General features: G+C 56.2%; 19 protein-coding genes. 13 read left to right on the top strand and 6 right to left on the bottom strand.

Features of this window, described 5'->3' with window-relative positions; genetic code table 11:
- Window positions 1–183: 183 nt before the first annotated feature.
- The 3 genes from dusC (at window position 184) to L462_RS12470 (ending at window position 3,662) form a co-directional block, all read left to right on the top strand.
- Entirely contained in the window at window positions 184–1,116 is a 933-nt protein-coding gene (gene dusC, locus L462_RS12460) for a tRNA dihydrouridine(16) synthase DusC (protein ID WP_025203644.1), read from the top strand.
- A gap of 321 nt (window positions 1,117–1,437) precedes the next feature.
- The gene (mdtQ, locus tag L462_RS12465; protein WP_032678569.1) at window positions 1,438–2,847 is read left to right on the top strand and encodes a multidrug resistance outer membrane protein MdtQ; all 1,410 of its coding nucleotides are present in this window, start codon (window positions 1,438–1,440) and stop codon (window positions 2,845–2,847) included.
- Between the two features lie 50 nt (window positions 2,848–2,897).
- On the top strand, window positions 2,898–3,662 hold the full coding sequence (locus L462_RS12470; protein WP_082209486.1) for an SDR family oxidoreductase: 765 nt from the start codon (window positions 2,898–2,900) through the stop codon (window positions 3,660–3,662).
- 42 nt (window positions 3,663–3,704) lie between these two features.
- Here the strand turns inward: L462_RS12470 and L462_RS12475 are convergent, their stop codons facing one another.
- Window positions 3,705–4,277 carry a DedA family protein gene (locus L462_RS12475; RefSeq protein ID WP_032678567.1) on the bottom strand — a complete coding sequence of 191 codons (573 nt, stop codon included), beginning with the start codon at window positions 4,275–4,277 and terminating at the stop codon, window positions 3,705–3,707.
- Window positions 4,278–4,434: 157 nt separating this feature from the next.
- On the opposite strand from L462_RS12475, the gene L462_RS12480 reads away from it, so the two are divergent.
- Window positions 4,435–5,022 (top strand): Yip1 family protein, encoded by a 588-nt coding sequence (locus tag L462_RS12480; protein ID WP_014170891.1) that lies wholly within the window; start codon window positions 4,435–4,437, stop codon window positions 5,020–5,022.
- Between the two features lie 167 nt (window positions 5,023–5,189).
- Window positions 5,190–6,113 carry a D-alanyl-D-alanine endopeptidase gene (pbpG, locus tag L462_RS12485; RefSeq protein WP_014170890.1) on the top strand — a complete coding sequence of 308 codons (924 nt, stop codon included), beginning with the start codon at window positions 5,190–5,192 and terminating at the stop codon, window positions 6,111–6,113.
- Between the two features lie 66 nt (window positions 6,114–6,179).
- Here pbpG and L462_RS12490 read toward each other — a convergent pair whose 3' ends face one another.
- Both L462_RS12490 and dld read right to left on the bottom strand, forming a co-directional pair.
- Window positions 6,180–6,734, bottom strand: a complete 555-nt coding sequence (locus tag L462_RS12490; protein ID WP_020883208.1) for a GNAT family N-acetyltransferase — start codon at window positions 6,732–6,734, stop codon at window positions 6,180–6,182.
- Window positions 6,735–6,845: 111 nt separating this feature from the next.
- A complete protein-coding gene (gene dld, locus L462_RS12495) occupies window positions 6,846–8,594 on the bottom strand; it encodes a D-lactate dehydrogenase (protein ID WP_020883209.1) in 1,749 nt (582 codons plus the stop codon).
- A gap of 189 nt (window positions 8,595–8,783) precedes the next feature.
- On the opposite strand from dld, the gene bglX reads away from it, so the two are divergent.
- The 5 genes from bglX (at window position 8,784) to L462_RS12520 (ending at window position 14,979) form a co-directional block, all read left to right on the top strand.
- On the top strand, window positions 8,784–11,081 hold the full coding sequence (bglX, locus tag L462_RS12500; protein WP_032678566.1) for a beta-glucosidase BglX: 2,298 nt from the start codon (window positions 8,784–8,786) through the stop codon (window positions 11,079–11,081).
- A 146-nt stretch (window positions 11,082–11,227) separates the two neighbouring features.
- Window positions 11,228–12,145: a glycine betaine ABC transporter substrate-binding protein OsmF gene (locus L462_RS12505; protein WP_014170886.1), complete on the top strand. Its 918-nt coding sequence runs from the start codon at window positions 11,228–11,230 to the stop codon at window positions 12,143–12,145.
- A 12-nt stretch (window positions 12,146–12,157) separates the two neighbouring features.
- Window positions 12,158–13,315 carry an ABC transporter permease gene (locus L462_RS12510; RefSeq protein ID WP_025203650.1) on the top strand — a complete coding sequence of 386 codons (1,158 nt, stop codon included), beginning with the start codon at window positions 12,158–12,160 and terminating at the stop codon, window positions 13,313–13,315.
- Window positions 13,308–14,258 carry an ABC transporter ATP-binding protein gene (locus tag L462_RS12515; RefSeq protein ID WP_032678565.1) on the top strand — a complete coding sequence of 317 codons (951 nt, stop codon included), beginning with the start codon at window positions 13,308–13,310 and terminating at the stop codon, window positions 14,256–14,258. The genes L462_RS12510 and L462_RS12515 overlap by 8 nt, the downstream gene beginning before the upstream one ends.
- Entirely contained in the window at window positions 14,242–14,979 is a 738-nt protein-coding gene (locus tag L462_RS12520; RefSeq protein ID WP_032678564.1) for an ABC transporter permease, read from the top strand. Before L462_RS12515 ends, L462_RS12520 begins: the two co-directional genes overlap by 17 nt.
- Here the strand turns inward: L462_RS12520 and L462_RS24385 are convergent.
- Window positions 14,954–15,067: a protein YohO gene (locus L462_RS24385; protein WP_010433613.1), complete on the bottom strand. Its 114-nt coding sequence runs from the start codon at window positions 15,065–15,067 to the stop codon at window positions 14,954–14,956. The two genes, L462_RS12520 and L462_RS24385, sit on opposite strands and share 26 nt — an antisense overlap.
- 69 nt (window positions 15,068–15,136) lie before the next feature.
- The gene (gene mlrA, locus L462_RS12525) at window positions 15,137–15,877 is read right to left on the bottom strand and encodes an HTH-type transcriptional regulator MlrA (protein ID WP_020883214.1); all 741 of its coding nucleotides are present in this window, start codon (window positions 15,875–15,877) and stop codon (window positions 15,137–15,139) included.
- 217 nt (window positions 15,878–16,094) lie between these two features.
- On the opposite strand from mlrA, the gene L462_RS12530 reads away from it, so the two are divergent.
- From L462_RS12530 to L462_RS12540, 3 genes are read left to right on the top strand one after another with little or no spacing between them, the layout of a single operon-like run.
- Complete coding sequence (locus L462_RS12530) at window positions 16,095–17,780, top strand: sensor histidine kinase (RefSeq protein WP_032678563.1); 1,686 nt, start codon at window positions 16,095–16,097, stop codon at window positions 17,778–17,780.
- A complete protein-coding gene (btsR, locus tag L462_RS12535; protein ID WP_020883216.1) occupies window positions 17,774–18,493 on the top strand; it encodes a two-component system response regulator BtsR in 720 nt (239 codons plus the stop codon). The genes L462_RS12530 and btsR overlap by 7 nt, the downstream gene beginning before the upstream one ends.
- Before the next feature lie 52 nt (window positions 18,494–18,545).
- Window positions 18,546–19,016, top strand: coding sequence for a YehS family protein (locus L462_RS12540; RefSeq protein ID WP_014170878.1), 471 nt, complete (start codon window positions 18,546–18,548; stop codon window positions 19,014–19,016).
- Window positions 19,017–19,080: 64 nt separating this feature from the next.
- On the opposite strand, the gene metG is transcribed toward L462_RS12540, so the two are convergent.
- Entirely contained in the window at window positions 19,081–21,114 is a 2,034-nt protein-coding gene (gene metG, locus L462_RS12545; protein ID WP_020883217.1) for a methionine--tRNA ligase, read from the bottom strand.
- Between the last annotated feature and the right edge of the window lie 90 nt (window positions 21,115–21,204).

The raw sequence follows: 21,204 nt of genomic DNA, 5'->3' as shown, positions 1-21,204 counted from the left end.
TTGATGAAACACATTCATCATACAATTAAACCTAAAAATGTGCCACGGATCACATCATGAATTTTGAGCATACCAGACATTCCGAAATGGAACGTCTGGTATAACCTCACCGGGTTAACCGCCGGGCTTTCCTCATGCCGGGAGAGCGGCTACTATAGCGCGTCTTTTTTCACAGGTACTGCTATGCGTGTTTTACTGGCCCCAATGGAAGGCGTGCTCGACTCCCTCGTGCGCGAGCTTCTGACCGAGGTGAACGACTACGATCTCTGCGTGACGGAGTTTTTGCGCGTGGTCGATATGTTGTTGCCAGTAAAATCATTCTATCGCCTTTGCCCGGAACTGCATCATCAGAGCCGCACCTCTTCCGGCACGCTGGTGCGCATTCAGCTACTGGGTCAGTATCCCGAATGGTTGGCGGAGAACGCGGCCCGTGCCGTAGAGCTTGGTTCCTTTGGGGTTGACCTCAACTGCGGTTGCCCATCAAAACTGGTGAATGGCAGCGGCGGCGGCGCCACCTTGCTGAAAGATCCGGAGCTGATTTACCGTGGCGCAAAAGCCATGCGTGAGGCTGTACCGTCGCATCTGCCGGTGACGGTAAAGGTGCGTCTGGGATGGGACAGCGACGCGCGGCAATTTGAGATTGCCGATGCCGTGCAGCAGGCCGGGGCCACTGAGCTGGTGGTGCATGGCCGCACCAAAGAAGATGGCTATAAAGCCGAACGTATTAACTGGCAGGCGATTGGCGAGATCCGCAAAAGACTCACCATTCCCGTTATTGCCAACGGGGAAATCTGGGATTACGAAAGCGCGCAGGCGTGCCTGAAAGAGACTGGCTGCGATGCGGTGATGATTGGCCGCGGCGCGCTTAACGTACCAAACCTCAGCCGGGTGATTAAATATAACGAACCACGTATGCCGTGGGCTGATGTGGTCACGCTGCTGAAAAAATACAGTCGCCTCGAAAAACAGGGTGATACCGGGTTATATCACGTCGCGCGAATTAAGCAGTGGCTCAGTTATTTACGCAAAGAGTACAGTGAAGCACTGGGGTTATTTCAGGAGATCCGCACGCTGCAGACTTCCGCTGATATTGCACGGGTGATTCAGTCCAGGTAACGGAATGTGCCCGGCGCTGAGCCGGGCAATGAAATCAGAAAATCATCTTGAATACACCGGTTACCACCAGCAGCCCTATCAGAAATATAATTAAAATAACCCACAGTAATATTTTCATTCGTTTCTCCCGCGTCTGTTTGTCGAAAGTAAGTGTAGCAGTGAATTTATAATGAAGATGAATTCACTCATTTAATTCATTCTTATGATGAATAATTTTCCGAATATGAAAATGTATGACAAATTGCGGGTTGCCACGCGTTACTAAAAAAAAGAGCGACGTTTGGCGTAACTTGCGCCTTTATTTTTCGCGTGAATGGCGTAATGAAACCTTTATCTCTGAGTATTCCCCTGGTTTTTATTCTGGTGGCCTGCGCGCCGGAACATGCCTCGGTTTCCCCTGTAAATATGCAATCAACAACGGCTGCGGTGAATACTACGCTGAGCCATACCGCGTGGCCGAAAGATGCATGGTGGAAAACGTATAACGATCCTGAACTCAATTCGCTGATTGCGAAGGCGCTGAACGATGCGCCGGATATGCAAATTGCCAGTCAGCGCATCACGCTGGCGGAAGCGCAGGCAAAAGCCACCCTGGCCGCCGGGGGGCCGGAAATTGATTTCGCAGCGGATGCTGAACGGCAAAAAATGTCGGCCGAAGGGTTGATGGGGCCCTTTGCGATAACCGATCCGGCGGCGGGAACCACCGGGCCGTGGTACACCAACGGTACTTTTGGTTTGAGCGCGGGCTGGGATCTCGATTTGTGGGGGAAAAATCGTGCACGGGTTGAAGCCCGAATTGGCCGGGTAAATGCGCAAAAAGCGGAGCTTGAGCAAACCCGGCAACTGCTTGCCAGCAGCGTCGCACGTCTTTACTGGGCGTGGCAAACCCAGGCTGCGGTGGGGGATGTCCTCACGGAGATTAAACACCAGCAGGACACGATTATTGCAGCCGACCGCGAACTGTATCAGCATGGGATCACCTCTTCCGTTGAGGGCGTCGAGACCGACATCAACGCCAGCAAAACTGACGAGCAGCTGGCAGAAGTGAACGGAAAAATGAAAGCCGTTGAGGCGCGTCTGAGCGCCCTGACGAACACCTCCTCAGTGACGCTTACACGCCACGCCTTACCCACGGTCGAAGCCTCGCTCCCGGCCACGCTGGGGTATGAATTGCTGGCACGTCGACCGGATTTGCAGGAGGCTCGCTGGTATATCGAGGCCTCCATGAGTGACGTTGAGGCCGCCAGAGCAGCGTTCTATCCCGATGTGAATCTGATGGCTTTCTTACAGCAGGATGCCCTGCACCTGAGCGATTTGTTCCGCTCTTCTGCGCAGCAGATGGGCGTCACAGCCGGGCTGACGTTGCCCATTTTCGACAGCGGCAGGCTAAACGCCGAACTGGATATTGCCCAGGCGCAGAACAATCTCTCCGTCGCGCGTTATAACAAAGCGGTGGTGGATGCGGTGAATCAGGTGGCGCGCACGGCCAGCGAAGTCGAAACACTGACCGCCAAAAACCAGCACCAGCAGCGGGTCGAAAAAGAGGCTGCCCGCGTTGTTGCACTGGCTCAGGCCCGCTTTCGCGCCGGCATTATCGCCGGCTCCCGCGTAAGTGAGGCCAGAATACCGGCCCTCAGGGAGCAGCTCACCGGGGTGATGCTCAAAGGCCAGTACGTTGACGCCACGCTGCAGCTGACCTCGGTGCTGGGTGGCGGCTATCATCAGGGCTAAAAAGCGCGATTATCTATACTTACCTCTTTGCAGCTTTTCTGGAGGTGAGTATGACCAAAGTCGCGATTGTTACCGCATCGGATTCCGGGATTGGGAAAACCACGGCCCTGATGCTGGCTGAACGAGGGTTTGATATCGGCGTCACCTGGCATTCCGACGAAAAAGGTGCGCTGGAAACCTGCCGCGAAGTCGAGGCGAAGGGGCGGCGTGCAGAGGCGATTCAACTTGATTTAAGCACTCTCCCGCAGGGGGCGCAGGCCATTGAAACGTTAATTACGCGCTTTGGTCGGCTGGACGTGCTGGTCAACAATGCCGGGGCGATGACCAAAGCGCCGTTTCTCGACATGCCGTTTGAGGAGTGGCGGGGGATTTTTACCGTTGACGTGGATGGCGCGTTTCTCTGTTCACAGATCGCTGCGCGTCAGATGGTGAAGCAGGGAGAAGGGGGGCGAATTGTGAACATTACCTCGGTGCATGAACACACGCCTTTACCGGATGCCAGTGCGTATACGGCGGCCAAGCATGCCCTGGGCGGATTAACCAAATCCATGGCGCTGGAGCTGGTCGAGCATAACATCCTGGTGAATGCCGTTGCGCCAGGTGCCATTGCCACGCCAATGAATGATATGGACGACAGTGAAGTGAAGGCCGGTTCGATGCCCGCGATCCCGCTCGCGCGGCCGGGGCATACCAAAGAGATTGCCAGCCTGGTGGCGTGGCTGTGTGACGGTGACGCCAGCTATGCTACCGGGCAATCATTTATTGTCGACGGCGGTTTTATGCTGGCGAATCCACAATTTAAGCCCGCCGGGTAGAAACTTTTCGCCCTCTCTTTGTGCGAGAGGGCGCCATTGCACTTACTCTTCATCCCGCGTCTTTTCCCGATGCTTCAGCCACAGCCGGACCGCAATTACCACCACGACAATCAGGATAACCCATGCCCAGTGCTTCAGATGCTGGTCAACATTATGCAGCCACGGACCAATCACTTCTCCACCCACATAACCGAGCGTGGTAAAGATCAGGGCCCAGGCAATCGCGCCAAGAATGTTCAGCGGCAGGAAAATTTTCGGCGGTAAATGGCTGGCGCCAATCAGTATTGGGCCGATAATCCGAAAGCCGTACATAAAACGGGTGCCAATCACGAACAGGTAAGGGTGACGCTGGATAAGCCGTTGGGCGCGGTGAATTTTCTTGCGGTGCTTTGAAAAGCGCTTCAAAAGCGTAGGGCCAAAGCGCAGTCCCAGAAAGTAGAGCAGCTGATCGCCAATCATCCCGCCGAGTGCGACTGCGGCAACAACGAGTGGGAATTTGAGTAACCCCTGATGCGCGGCCACCCCGCCGAGCAGCGTGATGGTTTCTCCTTCCGCCACGCTGCCAACGACCAGTGCAGCGTATCCATATTGTTCAATAAGACTGTTGATATCCATTACGTCAATGTCATCTCCCTTATTATGCCTCGTTTAATCATATACCCCATGAATCAATAACGGGGCAATCAACGGAAATTTCCCACTGTACATAAAATAATCTCAGGCCTGCATTATACTTAAGATATTGCTGACGGGCCGACAACAAGGGGGCGTTATGAACCATGTCTGGGGACTTTTCTCCCATCCCGATCGTGAAATGCATGTCATCAAAACGGAGAACGAAACGGTCTCGCATCATTACACGCATCATGTGCTGCTGATGGCAGCGGTGCCTGTAATCTGCGCGTTTATTGGCACAACACAAATCGGCTGGAACTTTGGTGATGGCACCGTGGTTCAGCTTTCCTGGTTTACCGGTCTTTCACTGGCCATTCTCTTTTATGGCCTGATGCTGGCGGGTGTGGCTGTCATGGGGCGTGTCATTCACTGGATGGCGCGTAACTATCCGCAACGTCCATCGCTGGCACACTGTATGGTTTTCGCCGGGTATGTCGCGACCCCGCTGTTTTTAAGCGGTATTGTGGCGCTGTATCCACTGGTCTGGTTGTGCGCGCTGATCGGTACGATTGCCCTCTTTTACACCGGTTATCTGCTGTATCTGGGGGTACCAACCTTCCTCAATATCAATAAAGAAGAGGGCCTGAGCTTCTCCAGTTCAACGCTCGCCATCGGCGTGCTGGTGCTGGAAGCGCTACTGGCTCTGACGGTTATTCTGTGGGGTTATGGATACCGTCTCTTCTAGGCTCACTGCATTGCTGGCGTAAATGCCAGCAATGCAGCATCTGTTCACGATTATCCTCTGGCGACAAAGCCCGGTGACCGCTATGATGCCGAAGCCAGCCTGCGTTTCTCCATCGACACAGGCGGTGTACGTCATAACGTGCGTGAATAATTATCAGAAGTCTCACCATGCTGAAATTCCGAGTCTCTTTACTTAGCCTGGCCCTGTTGCTGGGAGCGTCCGCTGCCGCGCCAGCGATCGCCAAAACGCCCGCCGTGACCACCGCTGCTGCCCAGCCGCAAATCGCTTCCGGCAGTGCGATGATTGTTGATCTCAACACCAATAAGGTGATTTACGCCAGCCATCCGGACCTGGTACGCCCGATCGCCTCGATTACCAAATTAATGACCGCGATGGTGGTGCTTGATGCACATCTGCCGCTGGACGAAAAACTGAAAGTGGATATCAGCCATACGCCGGAGATGAAAGGGATCTACTCCCGCGTGCGACTGAACAGCGAAATCAGCCGTAAAAACATGCTGCTGCTGGCGCTGATGTCTTCTGAAAACCGCGCGGCGGCGAGCCTGGCCCACCACTATCCGGGTGGCTATGACGCATTTATTCGTGCGATGAACGCAAAAGCCAAATCGCTGGGGATGACCAATACCCGTTACGTCGAGCCGACTGGCCTGTCGATTCACAACGTCTCCACGGCCCGCGACCTGACAAAACTGCTGATTGCCAGCAAACAGTACCCGCTGATTGGTCAGCTCAGTACGACCCGTGAAGAGATGGCGACCTTTGCGAACCCGGCCTATTCGCTGCCGTTCCGTAATACTAACCATCTGGTGTACCGGGATAACTGGAATATTCAGTTAACGAAAACCGGGTTTACTAACGCGGCGGGACACTGCCTGGTGATGCGTACCGTATTCAACGGTAAACCGGTGGCGCTGGTGGTGATGGATGCCTTTGGTAAATACACCCACTTCGCGGATGCAAGCCGACTGCGTACCTGGATTGAGACGGGGAAAGTGCAGCCGGTACCGGCCGCGGCGTTGACCTACAAAAAGCAGAAAGCGGAGCAGATGGCAACCGCCCAGAACGACTGAGCCGGATTGCTGATGACTGTGTTTTCGCCCTCTCCCACGGGAGAGGGCAACAGACCTCGCTGCGCCTTACTCCGGCAGCGTCCAGTCTCCGTCATTGAGTGAGCGCTGCATGATCACCGTATCCCGCCAGTCACCTTTCTTATACCCGACGCTGCGTAACTGACCGACGATTTCGAAGCCGTATTTCTTATGCAACCGTAACGAGCCGGCATTGTTGTTGCCATCCCCCACAACGGCAATCATCTGCCGCCACGGTCCTTGCTCGCAGCGGGCGATCAGCGCATCCATCAGGACGGAGCCAAAACCACGACCGGTAGTACTCGCATCCACGTAAATCGACTCTTCCAGAGTGTAGCGATAGGCATGGCGCGGACGGTAAGGCGTCGCGTAGCAGTAGCCTACGACGATGCCGCGATACAGCGCGACAAGCCACGGTAAGCCATTCTCGGCCACGCTTTTCATTCGCTGACGCATTTCATCAATGGTGGGGGGAACTTCTTCAAAGGATGCGCGCCCGTGAAGCACATGCCAGGCGTAGATAGCGGCGATAGCATGCACATCGTCGGGAAGGGCATCGCGCACTTCCACTTCGGTTTCGGATAAAATATCAACAGCCGACATGATGTGCCTGCTCCTCGTAACAGATGCCGGAGAAACGTTTCTCCGGCGACAGAACGCTACTCTAGTACGATTAAGGCGCGCTTAACAATCTCTCAAATTTGGCTGTGGGAATTAATCAGACGCTTGCGTCACGGGCTGCTCCGCGTCAGGACTCTCTTTCCAGTATTTATTCCGCGTTGTTTTACCAATGCCGGGGTTCATGCTGTTTGTAGGGTCATTCTCGCGATAAAACTGCTTAAGTGCGTCAGGAGCCTTATAAAGATGCCCCACGTTATGTTCCGCAGGATATTGTGCGCCTCGCGCGTGCAGCAGCGCGAGCATCTGCTCTTTCAGCGCGTGCGCATCGACCCCTTTCTTAACGATGTAATCCTGGTGGAAGACGTAGCACATAAAGTGGCCGTAATAGAGCTTGTGGACCAGCTTGCTGTCGATTTCCGGCGGCAGGTGTTCAAACCACTCGGTATCGTTGCGGCGAAGGGCGATATCCAGCGCCAGAATGTCTTCCACCTCGTCTGAATGCACCGCCTGATAACGAATGGCGGCACCCGCAGCGGCGAAACGGTGCAGGAAGGCTTTGCTGCCCTCTTCAGGGGTACAGGCAAAGAAATCGCCTTCGGCAGTTTTGAAGAATTCACTGAGCCAGGTTTGCGCTTCGGCAATTCCGTCCCCGGCCATTTTCAGCAGCAGGTGATGCTCGTACTTATCGCGCCAGGTTTTCATCCGCTCCGGCAGATGTGACGGGAAGACGTTGCCCAGTTTCTGCATAAAGCGGTCGGTAAAGTGGGGTTTAAACAGCGGCACTTTTTCCAGCATCGCGTCGGTACGGCCCTTCATGGTGAAGAAGAACGGCATTTTATCGGTGCCGAGCTTGTCGATCATCAGGAACGTATCTTTGCCGTAGCGTTCCGCGATGTCGTAAATATCACGGTGCATGTACTCGCCCGCCACCGGCAGGTGAGCGAACTCGCCCAGAATATGACGACGGATCTCGGTCAGCACGTCCGGCTGATTGGTGCCGATGTAGAACACCTGCTGTTTTTTCTCGGCCGGGAAGGTGTCGAGGCGCACGGCAAAAACAGCCAGCTTGCCCGCACAGCCCGAAGATTCAAACAGGCGGTCAGGGTCGGCGTTGTAACGTGCCGGGGTATCCGCTTCGATGTCCCGCACGCGGGTGATGTAATCGTGGTCGTGAGCATGACGACCGTCGTGCTGGACGTCTTCATCTTTCACCCGATCGTCGTCGAGCTTACTCAGGATCTGCTCCGGCGTAACGCCAAGATCAATGCCCAGATGGTTGACCAGGGTCAGCTTGCCGTTTTCGTCGATACGGGCAAAAAGTGACATCTCGGTGTAAGCCGGGCCGCGCTGCACCAGCGAACCGCCGGAGTTATTGCAGATCCCGCCGATCACGGAGGCGCCAATACAGGATGAGCCAATGACCGAATGCGGTTCGCGTCCCAGCGGCTTAAGCGCTTTTTCAAGGGAGTAGAGCGTCGTGCCAGGGAACGCGAGCACCTGCTCGCCTTTATCCAGCAGATGCAGTTTGTCGAGACGCAGGGTGCTGATGATCACGATGTCACGATCGTAATCGTTGCCGTTCGGCGTTGAGCCTTCCGTCAGACCGGTGTTAGCCGCCTGCATGAGAATAATTTTGTCGGCGGCCACGCAGGCGCTCAGGACGCGCCAGAGTTCAAGCAGCGTGCCGGGAAACACCACCGCCAGCGCCTCGCCCTGACCGGAACGAAAGCCCTTACGGTAGCGGGCGGTTTTTGCCGGGTCGGTAAGCAGGTGAGAGGAGCCAACCAGGCGCGACAGTTCGTTAATAAACGTCGTGTTATCGTGAGTTCGAACAGAAGACATCTTCCACTCCTTGTGGTGGGGCAAATTTCTCGCTGTAAAGCATAGCGCGATTAACTGTTAAGCGGTCGAGTATTCATGAGAAAAATCAGAGAATAACCCTGCAACGTTCTGAGGGTTTGTGGCACACTGCGCTTTTCGCACGGTCTGGCCGAGTTCTTCCGGCGGTTATTGATGAGAGAGTAAAACGACATGAAATGGCTATGTTCTGTAGGTGTCGCCGTCAGCCTGGCGCTGCAACCTGCGCTGGCAGAGGATTTGTTTGGCAATCACCCGCTCACGCCTGAAGCCCGGGACGCGTTTGTCACGGAATTGCTCAAGAAAATGACGGTCGATGAGAAAATTGGCCAGTTGCGTCTTATCAGCGTCGGCCCGGATAACCCGAAAGAGGCCATCCGCGAGATGATCAAAGACGGGCAGGTCGGGGCTATTTTTAACACCGTCACCCGCCCGGATATCCGCAAAATGCAGGATCAGGTGATGGAACTCAGCCGCCTGAAAATTCCGCTGTTCTTCGCCTATGACGTGGTGCACGGTCAGCGTACCGTCTTCCCGATTAGCCTTGGTCTGGCATCGTCCTTTAACCTTGATGCGGTGAAAACCGTGGGGCGCGTTTCCGCCTATGAAGCGGCGGATGATGGTCTGAATATGACCTGGGCACCGATGGTGGACGTCTCCCGCGATCCGCGCTGGGGCCGCGGCTCAGAAGGGTTCGGTGAAGATACCTATTTAACAGCCACGATGGGGAAAACCATGGTGGAAGCGATGCAGGGTAAGAGCCCGGCAGATCGCTACGCGGTGATGACCAGCGTCAAACACTTCGCGGCCTATGGCGCCGTGGAAGGGGGTAAAGAGTACAACACCGTGGATATGAGCCCGCAGCGGCTGTTCAACGACTACATGCCACCGTACAAAGCGGGGCTGGATGCCGGCAGCGGCGCGGTGATGGTGGCGCTGAACTCCCTCAACGGCACGCCGGCGACCTCCGATTCGTGGCTGCTGAAAGACGTTCTGCGTGACCAGTGGGGCTTTAAGGGCATCACCGTTTCTGACCACGGCGCCATTAAAGAGCTCATTAAGCACGGTACCGCCTCCGATCCGGAAGACGCGGTACGCGTGGCGCTCAAGTCAGGCATCAACATGAGCATGAGCGATGAGTACTACAGCAAATACCTGCCGGGGCTGGTGAAGAGCGGTAAGGTGACCATGGCGGAGCTGGATGACGCCACGCGCCACGTGCTGAACGTGAAATATGACATGGGGCTGTTTAACGACCCGTACAGCCACCTGGGGCCGAAAGATTCTGACCCGGTAGACACCAACGCGGAAAGCCGTCTGCACCGTAAAGAGGCCCGCGATGTGGCACGCGAAAGTCTGGTGCTGCTGAAAAACCGCCTCGACACGCTGCCGCTGAAGAAATCCGGCACCATTGCCGTGGTGGGCCCGCTGGCTGACAGCAAGCGCGACGTGATGGGAAGCTGGTCTGCAGCGGGGGTGGCCGATCAGTCCGTCACGGTGCTGACCGGTATCAAGAACGCCGTGGGTGAGAATGCGAAAGTGGTTTACGCCAAAGGGGCGAACGTCACCAACGATAAAGACATTGTCACCTTCCTCAATCAGTACGAAGAGGCGGTGAAGGTCGATCCGCGTTCGCCGAAAGAGATGATTGATGAAGCGGTGAACACCGCTAAGCAATCTGACGTGGTTGTCGCGGTAGTGGGTGAAGCGCAGGGAATGGCGCATGAGGCCTCCAGCCGTACCGACATCACCATTCCGCAAAGCCAGCGCGATCTGATTGCCGCCCTGAAGGCGACCGGCAAGCCGCTGGTGCTGGTGCTGATGAACGGTCGTCCGCTGGCGCTGGTTAAAGAAGACCAGCAGGCCGACGCGATCCTGGAAACCTGGTTCGCCGGTACTGAAGGCGGTAACGCGATTGCCGACGTGCTGTTTGGCGATTACAACCCGTCAGGCAAGCTGCCAATGTCCTTCCCGCGCTCGGTCGGGCAGATCCCGGTTTACTACAGCCACCTGAATACCGGCCGTCCGTACAACGCCGACAAACCGAATAAGTACACCTCCCGTTACTTCGATGAAGCGAACGGCCCGCTGTATCCGTTTGGTTACGGTCTGAGCTACACCACCTTCAAGGTTTCTGACGTCAAAATGTCTGCGCCGACCCTGAAGCGTGACGGCAAAGTTACCGCAAGCGTCGAGGTGAGCAACACCGGTAAACGCGAAGGGGCAACGGTCATTCAGATGTACGTCCAGGATGTGACCGCCTCCATGAGCCGTCCGGTGAAACAGCTGCGTGGCTTCGAGAAGGTCAACCTGAAGCCGGGCGAAACCAAAACCATCAGCTTCCCCATCGACGTGGATGCGCTGAAGTTCTGGAACCAGCAGATGAAATATGATGCGGAGCCAGGCAAGTTTAACGTCTTTATCGGGGTCGATTCCGCCCGCGTTAATAAAGGCGAGTTCGAGCTGCTCTGACGTTTCCCTCCCTTGCATCCCCCGCTTTGCGGGGGATGCGTCTTACCTTATGTTAAAAAGGCATTTTGACGGTTAATTCCGCCGTTTTAAGCTACGCTTTTCTCTCAAGCCTCTGAAAAAGGCAGCAAAAAAATGAGGACAGTGGAATGACGATTGCAAAGGGGATGTTGGGTTCAGCGGTGTTACTGGCGGCGCTGAGTCTGCCATTACAGGCGGCAGAACCGGTAAAAGTGGGTTCCAAGATAGATACCGAAGGTGCGCTGCTCGGTAACATTATTCTGCAGGTACTGGAAAGCCACGGTGTTAAAACCGTCAATAAAGTCCAGCTGGGAACCACGCCTGTGGTGCGCGGCGCGATTACCTCCGGCGAGCTGGATATCTACCCGGAATACACCGGCAACGGCGCGTTCTTCTTCAAAGATGAAAACGATCCGGCGTGGAAAAATGCCAAAGCCGGGTATGAAAAAGTCAAAAAACTCGACGCTGAGCAAAATAAGCTGGTCTGGCTGACGCCGGCGCCGGCCAACAATACCTGGACCATCGCGGTGCGCAAGGACGTGGCGGAGAAAGGAAAGCTGACCTCGCTTGCGGATTTGAGTCGCTACCTGAAAGAGAAGGGTGACTTTAAGCTTGCGGCTTCCGCTGAGTTTATTGAGCGTCCGGATGCGCTGCCGGCGTTTGAAAAAGCCTATGATTTCAAACTGGATCAGGCCCAGCTGCTCTCTCTGGCGGGCGGTGATACCGCGGTGACCATCAAAGCCGCTGCGCAGCAAACGTCGGGTGTTAATGCGGCGATGGCTTACGGCACCGACGGCCCGGTCGCGGCGCTTGGCCTGCAAACCTTAACCGATCCAAAAGGCGTCCAGCCGATATACGCCCCGGCACCTGTCGTGCGGGAAGCGGTACTTAAAGCGTACCCGGATATTGCTGAATGGCTCAAACCGGTCTTCGAAAAGCTGGATGCAAAAACGCTGCAACAGCTGAATGCCAGCATTGCCGTTGAGGGACTGGATGCCAAAAAAGTGGCCGCCGATTTCCTGAAACAACAAGGGCTTGTGAAGTAACAGGACAGGGCTGTGCCAATAAAATGTCATAACCGCGTACTGCTGCTGTTGGCCTGTGTGGCCATCGCGGCGGTCGCGTTACCGTTTGTGAATGTGGCCCCGAATCGCCTGATGTCGGGGGAGAGTCGCTCGCTCTGGCAGGTCTGGTCATTTACGCCGTGGTTACTGGTGACGGCACTGGGCGCGTGGGTTGCGTTGTCGCTCTGGCAAGGACGCACGGCTCAGTGGCTGACGCTGCTGCTTTGTGAAGGGCTGTTTATCGCCTTATTCTGGGGAGGCGGGCTTGCAGCAACGCACATGACCTCGGCGGAAAGTCCGCTGGCAAGAACCTCTGTGGGTAGCGGTTTGTGGCTCTGGCTGGCGCTGTGTCTGCTGGCCTGCAGCGATGCTATTCGCCGTCTTATCTCAACATCCGTCTGGCGCTGGATACTCAATGCCCAGATATGGTGTATTCCATTGCTGCTGCTGTTTAGCGGTGAGCTGAATAATCTCTCGCTGTTAAAAGAGTACGCCAACCGTCAGGAGGTGTTTAATGACGCCCTGGCGCAACACCTCACGATCCTCTTCGGCACCCTGATCCCGGCCTTACTGCTCGGCATACCGCTGGGTATGTGGTGCTATCGCCACCCTTCACGTCAGGGTGGGGTGTTTGCCGTACTGAATGTGATTCAGACCATCCCGTCCGTCGCTCTGTTTGGCCTGTTGATTGCTCCGCTGGCCGGGCTGGTGAAGTCGTTCCCGGTGCTGGGAACGATGGGGATCGCCGGAACCGGTTTAACGCCAGCCCTTATCGCGCTGGTGCTCTATGCGCTGCTGCCGCTGGTGCGCGGCGTGGTGGCCGGGCTGAGCCAGGTCGCGCCGGACGTGCTGGAAAGTGCCCATGCAATGGGGATGAGCGCGAGACAATGTTTCTGGAAGATCCAGCTGCCGCTGGCTTTGCCCCTGCTGCTGCGCAGCCTGCGGGTGGTGGCGGTGCAAACCGTTGGTATGGCGGTGATTGCGGCGCTGATTGGCGCGGGCGGCTTTGGCGCGCTGGTTTTCCAGGGGCTGTTGAGTAGCGCCCTGGACCTGGTGTTATTGGGCGTGGTGCCCACGATTGCGCTGGCGGTTGTCATCGACGCGCTGTTTGCCTTATGGCTCGCGCTGCTCAGGAGAAGAGCCAATGATTGAATTTCACGATGTCAGTAAAACCTTTGCGGGTCGTCCGGCGGCAAGCCATCTCAATCTGAATTTTGCCGAGGGCGCATTTTCCGTGCTGATTGGCACATCGGGATCGGGAAAATCCACCACCCTGAAGATGATTAACCGCCTGGTTGAGCATGACAGCGGTCTGATCCGCTTTGCCGGAGAAGAGATCCGCAGCCTGCCTGTGCTGGAACTGCGTCGTCGTATGGGGTATGCCATCCAGTCCATCGGCCTGTTTCCGCACTGGACGGTCGCGCAGAACATCGCCACCGTGCTGCAGCTGGAGAAATGGTCGCGGGCAAAAACTGCCGACCGGGTTGATGAACTGATGTCTCTGCTCGGGTTAGAACCTGCGCTGCGTGACCGCTACCCGCACCAGCTTTCCGGAGGCCAGCAGCAGCGGGTGGGCGTGGCGCGTGCGCTGGCGGCCAATCCGCAGGTGTTACTGATGGATGAACCCTTCGGCGCGCTGGATCCGGTCACGCGCGCCGCACTGCAGGCGGAAATGACCCGCATTCATCGCATTCTGGGGCGAACAATCATTCTTGTGACGCACGATATTGATGAGGCGCTGCGTCTGGCCGACCATCTGGTGCTGATGGACCATGGCGAGGTGGTGCAGCAGGGGACGCCGCTTGAGCTGCTGACTTGGCCGAAAAACGATTTTGTGCGTGAGTTTTTTGGCCGCAGCGAGCTGGGCGTCAGGCTGCTCTCGCTGCGTACGGTCAGCGACTATATGCGTCGACAGGACGCGACGGTGCGTGGCGAGCCTCTGCAGGAACAGATGAGCTTGCGGGATGCGCTTTCGGCGTTTGTTGCCCGTCAGTGTGAAGTGTTGCCCGTTGCGGATGCCCGGGGCGCGCCAAGTGGCACCCTGCATTTTCGCGATCTGCTGGCAGGGGAGGTGACACGTGAAGGCTCTTCGTGATCCGCTGCTCTGGCTGGTCGTGCTCTTTCTCGCTTTGCTGTTGCTGATGCCGCACAGCGCGGCGCTGTTTAGCACACTCTTCCCCGACTTGCCGCGCCCGGTGTATCAGCAGGAGAGTTTTATTAATCTTGCCCTGGCCCATCTCTGGCTGGTGGTGCTCTCAAGTGCCATCGCTATTGTACTGGGCGTGGGGGCGGGCATCGCGGTCACGCGGCCCGCGGGACGGGAGTTTCGCCCGCTGGTGGAGACCATTGCGGCGATTGGCCAGACGTTTCCGCCGGTGGCGGTGCTGGCGATTGCAGTGCCGGTGATGGGTTTTGGTCAGCAACCGGCCATCATTGCGCTGATTTTATACGGTGTGTTGCCCATTCTGCAGGGTACGCTGGCCGGTATTGCGGCGGTACCTGCGTCGGTACTGAGCGTCGCTGAAGGGATGGGGATGAGTCATGCAGAGCGGCTGCGCAAAGTTGAACTCCCCCTGGCGGCACCGGTCATCCTTGCCGGGATCCGTACGTCGGTGATCATCAATATCGGGACGGCGACCATTGCGTCGACGGTGGGGGCCAACACCCTGGGAACGCCGATTATCATCGGCTTAAGCGGGTTCAATACGGCCTATATTGTGCAGGGGGCGTTGCTGGTCGCGCTGGCGGCAATCGTCGTCGATCGCGTTTTTGAGCGTCTGGCGCAGTATCTCAGCCGACACCGCCACGAACAATAAACGAATACCCGGCCAGCATCACGCCGCCGATACCGCTTACGGCCATCAGAACAAAAAGGGTAATTACGGCCAGTTTGGTTGCCTTCATCATGTGCTCCTGTTGTTAACGGAACAATTATACGGTGAAGCGCAGCTGTTAATGAACCATTAAATGCCGTTACGGCTCTTCCGGGCCAAGCGAGTAAACCGGGTAGCCATGTTCACGCCATTCCGTCATCAGCTGTTGCTGCGAGGCGGAAGGCACTTCTCCGCACCAGACCAGCAGGGTCTGGCCGTCGAACAATTCAGGGCGAAATTGCGCCAGCGAGTGCACAAGGACGTCAACGCGCCAGCCATTCTGGGTGGCAATCCAGGCCTCCAGCCACAGACGAGTAGTATCGTGCACGTTCCAGCCGACCACCAGCGCGTCTTTTCCGTGCTTGTTCTTCGCCGAGGCAAGGCAGACGGCAATATAGTTGATCAGGACGCCGTCGAGCATACTCAGCAGCGCCTGCAGGGTGGTCTGCTGACACTGCAGGCGTCGACGGAGCGGGATGAAAAGATGCGTAATCAGCGTTTGCGCAGGATAATCGCGCCCTTGCTCTTTTATCCATGCGCGCAGGCGCTGCAGATTGCCCGCCTGCAGAAGGCGCAGCAACGTTTCCTGTTGTTCGCGCCAGAGAAGCTGCGTGTCAGGATCGTCATGGCTGAGCAGGGATTTCACTTTGCCAACCTGCACACCGTTATCGATCCAGCTTTTGATCTCGCGGATCCGGTCGATATCGGCATCGTTGAAGAGACGATGGCCTCCGTCCGTTCTCTGCGGTTTGAGTAATCCATACCGTCGCTGCCATGCCCGTAGCGTGACGGGATTGATATCACAAAGGAGTGCCACTTCACCGATTGTGTAAAGCGCCATATTCGCCCCCTGGCTTACGCGTCCCCAGCTTAACTGTAGTCCCTGTTTACTGAACCAGGAAGAAATGGTTGTTTTTTGCACGAATAATGCGAAGCAGGCGTTAGGTTCGGCAAAAGGTGTGATGCCGGGCACGAATTGCAGCTTTTTTGCCGCGCTTCAAAGAAAGTTTACCGCCAGCAGTGTATGTTACGCGTTTTGAGGGTGTGCGGTTTTGAGTATGTACGAGTTTAATCTGGTGCTGCTGTTGCTTCAGCAGATGTGCGTGTTTCTTGTCATCGCCTGGTTGATGAGTAAAACGCGTCTGTTCATTCCGCTGATGCAAGTTACCGTACGCCTGCCGCACAAGCTGCTCTGCTACGTGACCTTCTCTATTTTCTGCATTATGGGAACCTATTTTGGTCTCCATATCGAAGACTCCATTGCCAATACGCGAGCCATCGGTGCCGTGATGGGCGGGCTGCTTGGCGGCCCTGTGGTCGGTGGGCTGGTCGGATTAACCGGTGGCCTGCATCGGTATTCGATGGGCGGCATGACGGCGCTAAGCTGTATGATCTCAACGATCGTCGAAGGGCTGCTCGGCGGACTGGTTCACAGCTACATGATTAAGCGCGGTCGTCCGGATAAAGTCTTTAGCCCGCTCACCGCCGGGGCGATCACCTTTGTCGCTGAAATGGCGCAAATGGCCATCATCTTGCTGATTGCCCGGCCGTTTGACGATGCGCTCCATCTGGTGAGCAATATCGCCGCCCCGATGATGGTGACGAATACCGTCGGTGCTGCGCTGTTTATGCGTATTTTGCTCGACAAGCGCGCCATGTTTGAGAAGTACACCTCGGCGTTTTCCGCGACGGCCCTGAAGGTCGCCGCCTCGACGGAGGGGATCCTGCGTCAGGGCTTTAACGAAGAGAACAGCATGAAGGTGGCGCAGGTGCTTTATAAGGAGCTGGATATCGGCGCGGTGGCGATAACCGACCGTGAACGGTTGCTGGCTTTTACCGGCACGGGCGACGATCACCATCTGCCCGGGAAACCGATCTCCTCCGCCTATACGCTGCGCGCCATTGAAACCGGCGAAGTGGTGTATGCCGACGGCAACGAAGTTCCTTACCGCTGTTCGCTGCACCCGCAGTGCAAACTGGGCTCCACGCTGGTCATTCCGCTGCGCGGGGAAAACCAGCGGGTAATGGGCACCATCAAGCTTTATGAAGCGAAAAACCGTCTGTTCAGCTCTATCAACCGTACGCTGGGAGAGGGCATTGCTCAGCTGCTCTCCGCGCAGATCCTCGCCGGGCAGTATGAGCGTCAGAAAGCGTTGCTGACGCAATCCGAAATTAAACTCCTGCACGCTCAGGTGAATCCGCATTTCCTGTTCAATGCGCTTAATACGCTCAAAGCGGTGATCCGCCGCGACAGCGATCAGGCCGCGCAGCTGGTTCAGTTCCTGTCGACGTTTTTCCGCAAAAACCTTAAACGTCCGTCCGAGATTGTGACCCTGGCCGATGAAATAGAACACGTTAATGCCTACCTGCAGATTGAGCAGGCCCGCTTCCAGACTCGTCTGCAGGTGTCGTTATCCGTCCCGGATGAGCTGGCGTATCAGCATCTTCCGGCCTTTACCCTGCAGCCTATTGTGGAAAACGCCATTAAACACGGTACGTCACAGCTGTTGGGGATTGGGGAGATCACCATTTCCGCCAGTCGCTTTAACCATCACCTGGTGCTGGATATTGAAGATAACGCCGGGCTTTACGTGCCTTCCACCTCAGGCGGATTAGGGATGAGCCTGGTGGATAAACGCCTGCGCGCGCACTTTGGTGATGACTGTGGCATTACCATTGCCTGTGAGCCCGACCGATTCACCCGTATTACGTTACGACTGCCGCTGGAGGAAAACGCATGCTAAGAGTGCTGATTGTGGATGATGAGCCGTTAGCACGGGAAAACCTGCGCGTTCTGTTGCAGGAGCAGCCTGACATTGAGATTGTGGGGGAGTGCGCAAACGCCATTGAGGCCATTGGCGCCGTGCACAAACTGCGCCCGGACGTGCTGTTCCTCGACATTCAGATGCCCCGAATTAGCGGCCTGGAGATGGTCGGAATGCTCGACCCGGAGCATCGCCCCTACATTGTGTTTTTGACCGCCTTCGATGAATACGCCGTCAAAGCCTTTGAGGAGCACGCATTCGATTATTTACTGAAACCGATTGAAGAGAAGCGTCTTGAAAAGACCCTCAGCCGTTTGCGCCAGGAGCGCACCGTGCAGGATGTCACGCTGTTGCCGGAAAACCAGCAGCCGCTGAAATTTATCCCCTGCACCGGCCACAGTCGGATTTACCTTCTGCAGATGGACGATGTGGCGTTTGTCAGCAGCCGTTTGAGCGGCGTATTTGTTACCAGCGCGGAGGGGAACGAAGGCTTTACCGAGCTGACGCTGCGGACGCTGGAGAGCCGAACGCCGCTCGTTCGTTGCCATCGCCAGTATCTGGTGAACATGGCGCACCTGAAAGAGATCCGGCTGGAAGACAACGGACAGGCAGAGCTGGTGCTGCGTGCCGGGCAAACCGTCCCCGTCAGTCGCCGCTACCTTAAGAGTTTGAAAGAGGCGATCGGCCTGTAAAACTGGTACACTGCGCCCCATTGCATCATCGACAGTTAAGTTAAAGGCACCCATGCTCAGTAATGATATTCTCCGTAGCCTGCGCTACACCCTGAAAGCAAACAATAACGATATGGTGCGCATTCTTGCGCTTGCTGGCATGGAGTCCACCTCTGCCGGTTTCGACACCTGGATGACAAAAGAGGATGAAGAGGGGTTTGTTCGCTGCCCTGACATTATCCTGTCTGGCTTCCTGAACGGCCTCATCTACGACAAGCGCGGGAAAGATGACTCAGCACCAGAACTGGCGCTTGAGCGTCGGGTGAATAACAACACGGTGCTGAAAAAGCTGCGCATCGCGTTTTCACTGAAAACAGACGACATTCTGGCGATTATGACAGAGCAGAAGCACCGCGTGTCGATGCCGGAGATCACCGCCATGATGCGTGCGCCGGACCATAAGAACTACCGCGAGTGCGGCGACCAGTTTTTGCGTTATTTTTTACGCGGACTGACTCACCGGGTGCATCACGCTAAGCCGTGAGTGGTACCGGGGCGTGAAGGATGAAGAGGCAAAAAAAAGCCGGAGATTATCTCCGGCTTTTTTATTATTTCACCTGCTGACCTGGTTTGGCGCCTTCATCAGGGCTTAACAGGAAGATATCTTTCCCGCCAGGACCTGCCGCCATCACCATGCCTTCCGAGATGCCGAAGCGCATTTTGCGCGGTGCCAGGTTGGCGACCATCACGGTCTGACGGCCAATCAGCACCTGCGGATCAGGATAGGCAGAACGGATACCGGAGAAGACGTTACGCTTCTCACCGCCCAGATCCAGCGTCAGGCGCAGCAGTTTGTCCGAGCCTTCGACAAATTCCGCGTTTTCAATCAGTGCGACACGCAGATCGACCTTGGCGAAATCATCAAAGGTAATGGTCTCCTGAATCGGATCGTCTGCCAGCGGGCCAGTCACCGGCGCAGCGGCAGCCTTCACCTCTTCTTTAGACGCTTCCACCAGGGATTCTACCTGCTTCATCTCGATGCGGTTGTACAGCGCCTTGAAGGTATTCACCTTGTGGCCGAGCAGCGGCTGCTGGATAGCATCCCAGGTCAGCTCGGTGTTGAGGAACGCTTCAGCGCGGGAGGCCAGCTGTGGCAGTACCGGCTTCAGCCAAGTCATCAGCACGCGGAACATGTTCAGGCCCATGGTGCAGATCGCCTGCAGGTCGGCGTCGCGGCCTTCCTGTTTCGCGACAACCCACGGTGCCTGCTCGTCAACGTAGCGGTTAGCCACGTCAGCCAGCGCCATGATTTCACGAATCGCTTTACCGAACTCACGGCTTTCCCAGGCTTCGCCAACCGCCGCGGCGGCGTCGGTGAAGGTTTTGTACAGCTCAGGATCGGCCAGTTCGGCAGACAGTACGCCGTCGAAACGCTTGGCGATAAAGCCTGCGTTACGGGAAGCCAGGTTCACGACTTTGTTGACGATGTCGGCGTTCACGCGCTGCACGAAATCTTCCAGGTTCAGGTCGATATCGTCGATGCGGGAAGAGAGCTTCGCCGTGTAGTAGTAACGCAGGCTGTCCGCGTCGAAGTGGTTCAGCCAGGTGCTGGCTTTGATGAACGTACCGCGAGATTTGGACATCTTCGCGCCGTTGACCGTCACATAGCCGTGCACAAACAGGTTGGTTGGTTTACGGAAGTTACTGCCTTCCAGCATCGCCGGCCAGAACAGGCTGTGGAAGTAAACAATGTCTTTGCCGATAAAGTGATACAGCTCGGCGTCGGAATCTTTCTTCCAGTATTCGTCAAAGCTGACGGTGTCGCCGCGCTTGTCGCACAGGTTCTTGAAGGAACCCATGTACCCGATTGGCGCATCCAGCCAGACGTAGAAGTATTTACCCGGTGCGTTCGGAATTTCGAAACCGAAGTACGGTGCATCGCGGGATATATCCCACTGCTGCAGACCGGATTCGAACCACTCCTGCATTTTATTCGCGACCTGCTCCTGCAGCGCACCGCTGCGGGTCCACGCCTGCAGCATTTCGCTGAAGGACGGCAGGTCGAAGAAGAAGTGCTCGGAATCACGCATTACCGGTGTGGCACCCGAAACAACAGATTTCGGATCGATAAGCTCGGTCGGGCTGTAGGTTGCGCCGCACACTTCGCAGTTATCGCCATACTGATCCGGTGATTTACATTTCGGGCAGGTACCTTTGACAAAGCGGTCCGGCAGGAACATTCCTTTTTCCGGATCGTACAGCTGAGAGATGGTGCGGTTTTTAATAAAACCGTTCTCTTTCAGGCGAGAGTAGATCAGCTCCGACAGCTCACGGTTTTCGTCGCTGTGCGTGGAGTGATAGTTGTCATAGCTGATGTCAAAGCCCGCAAAATCGGTCTGATGCTCCTGACTCATTTCGGCAATCATCTGCTCTGGGGAGATCCCCAACTGCTGCGCTTTCAGCATGATCGGCGTGCCGTGGGCATCGTCCGCACAGATGAAGTTAACCTCGTGGCCGCGCATTCGCTGGTAACGGACCCAGACATCAGCCTGGATATGCTCCAGCATGTGGCCGAGGTGGATTGAGCCGTTGGCGTACGGCAGTGCGCACGTTACCAGAATTTTCTTCGCGACTTGAGTCATAGTAGGCATTACTTCTTTTAACTGTGAAAAGGGTTTTTGATATTACCAAAAGGGGCATTATTAAGTAAGCACAAACCACGGCCTTTCAGG

Origin of the sequence: Enterobacter sp. BIDMC 26, assembly GCF_000534435.1 — a bacterium.
Taxonomy (GTDB): Bacteria; Pseudomonadota; Gammaproteobacteria; order Enterobacterales; family Enterobacteriaceae; genus Enterobacter; species Enterobacter ludwigii.
The sequence above is the reverse complement of the archived record's forward strand: the minus strand, read 5'-3'. Positions and strand labels throughout refer to the sequence as shown.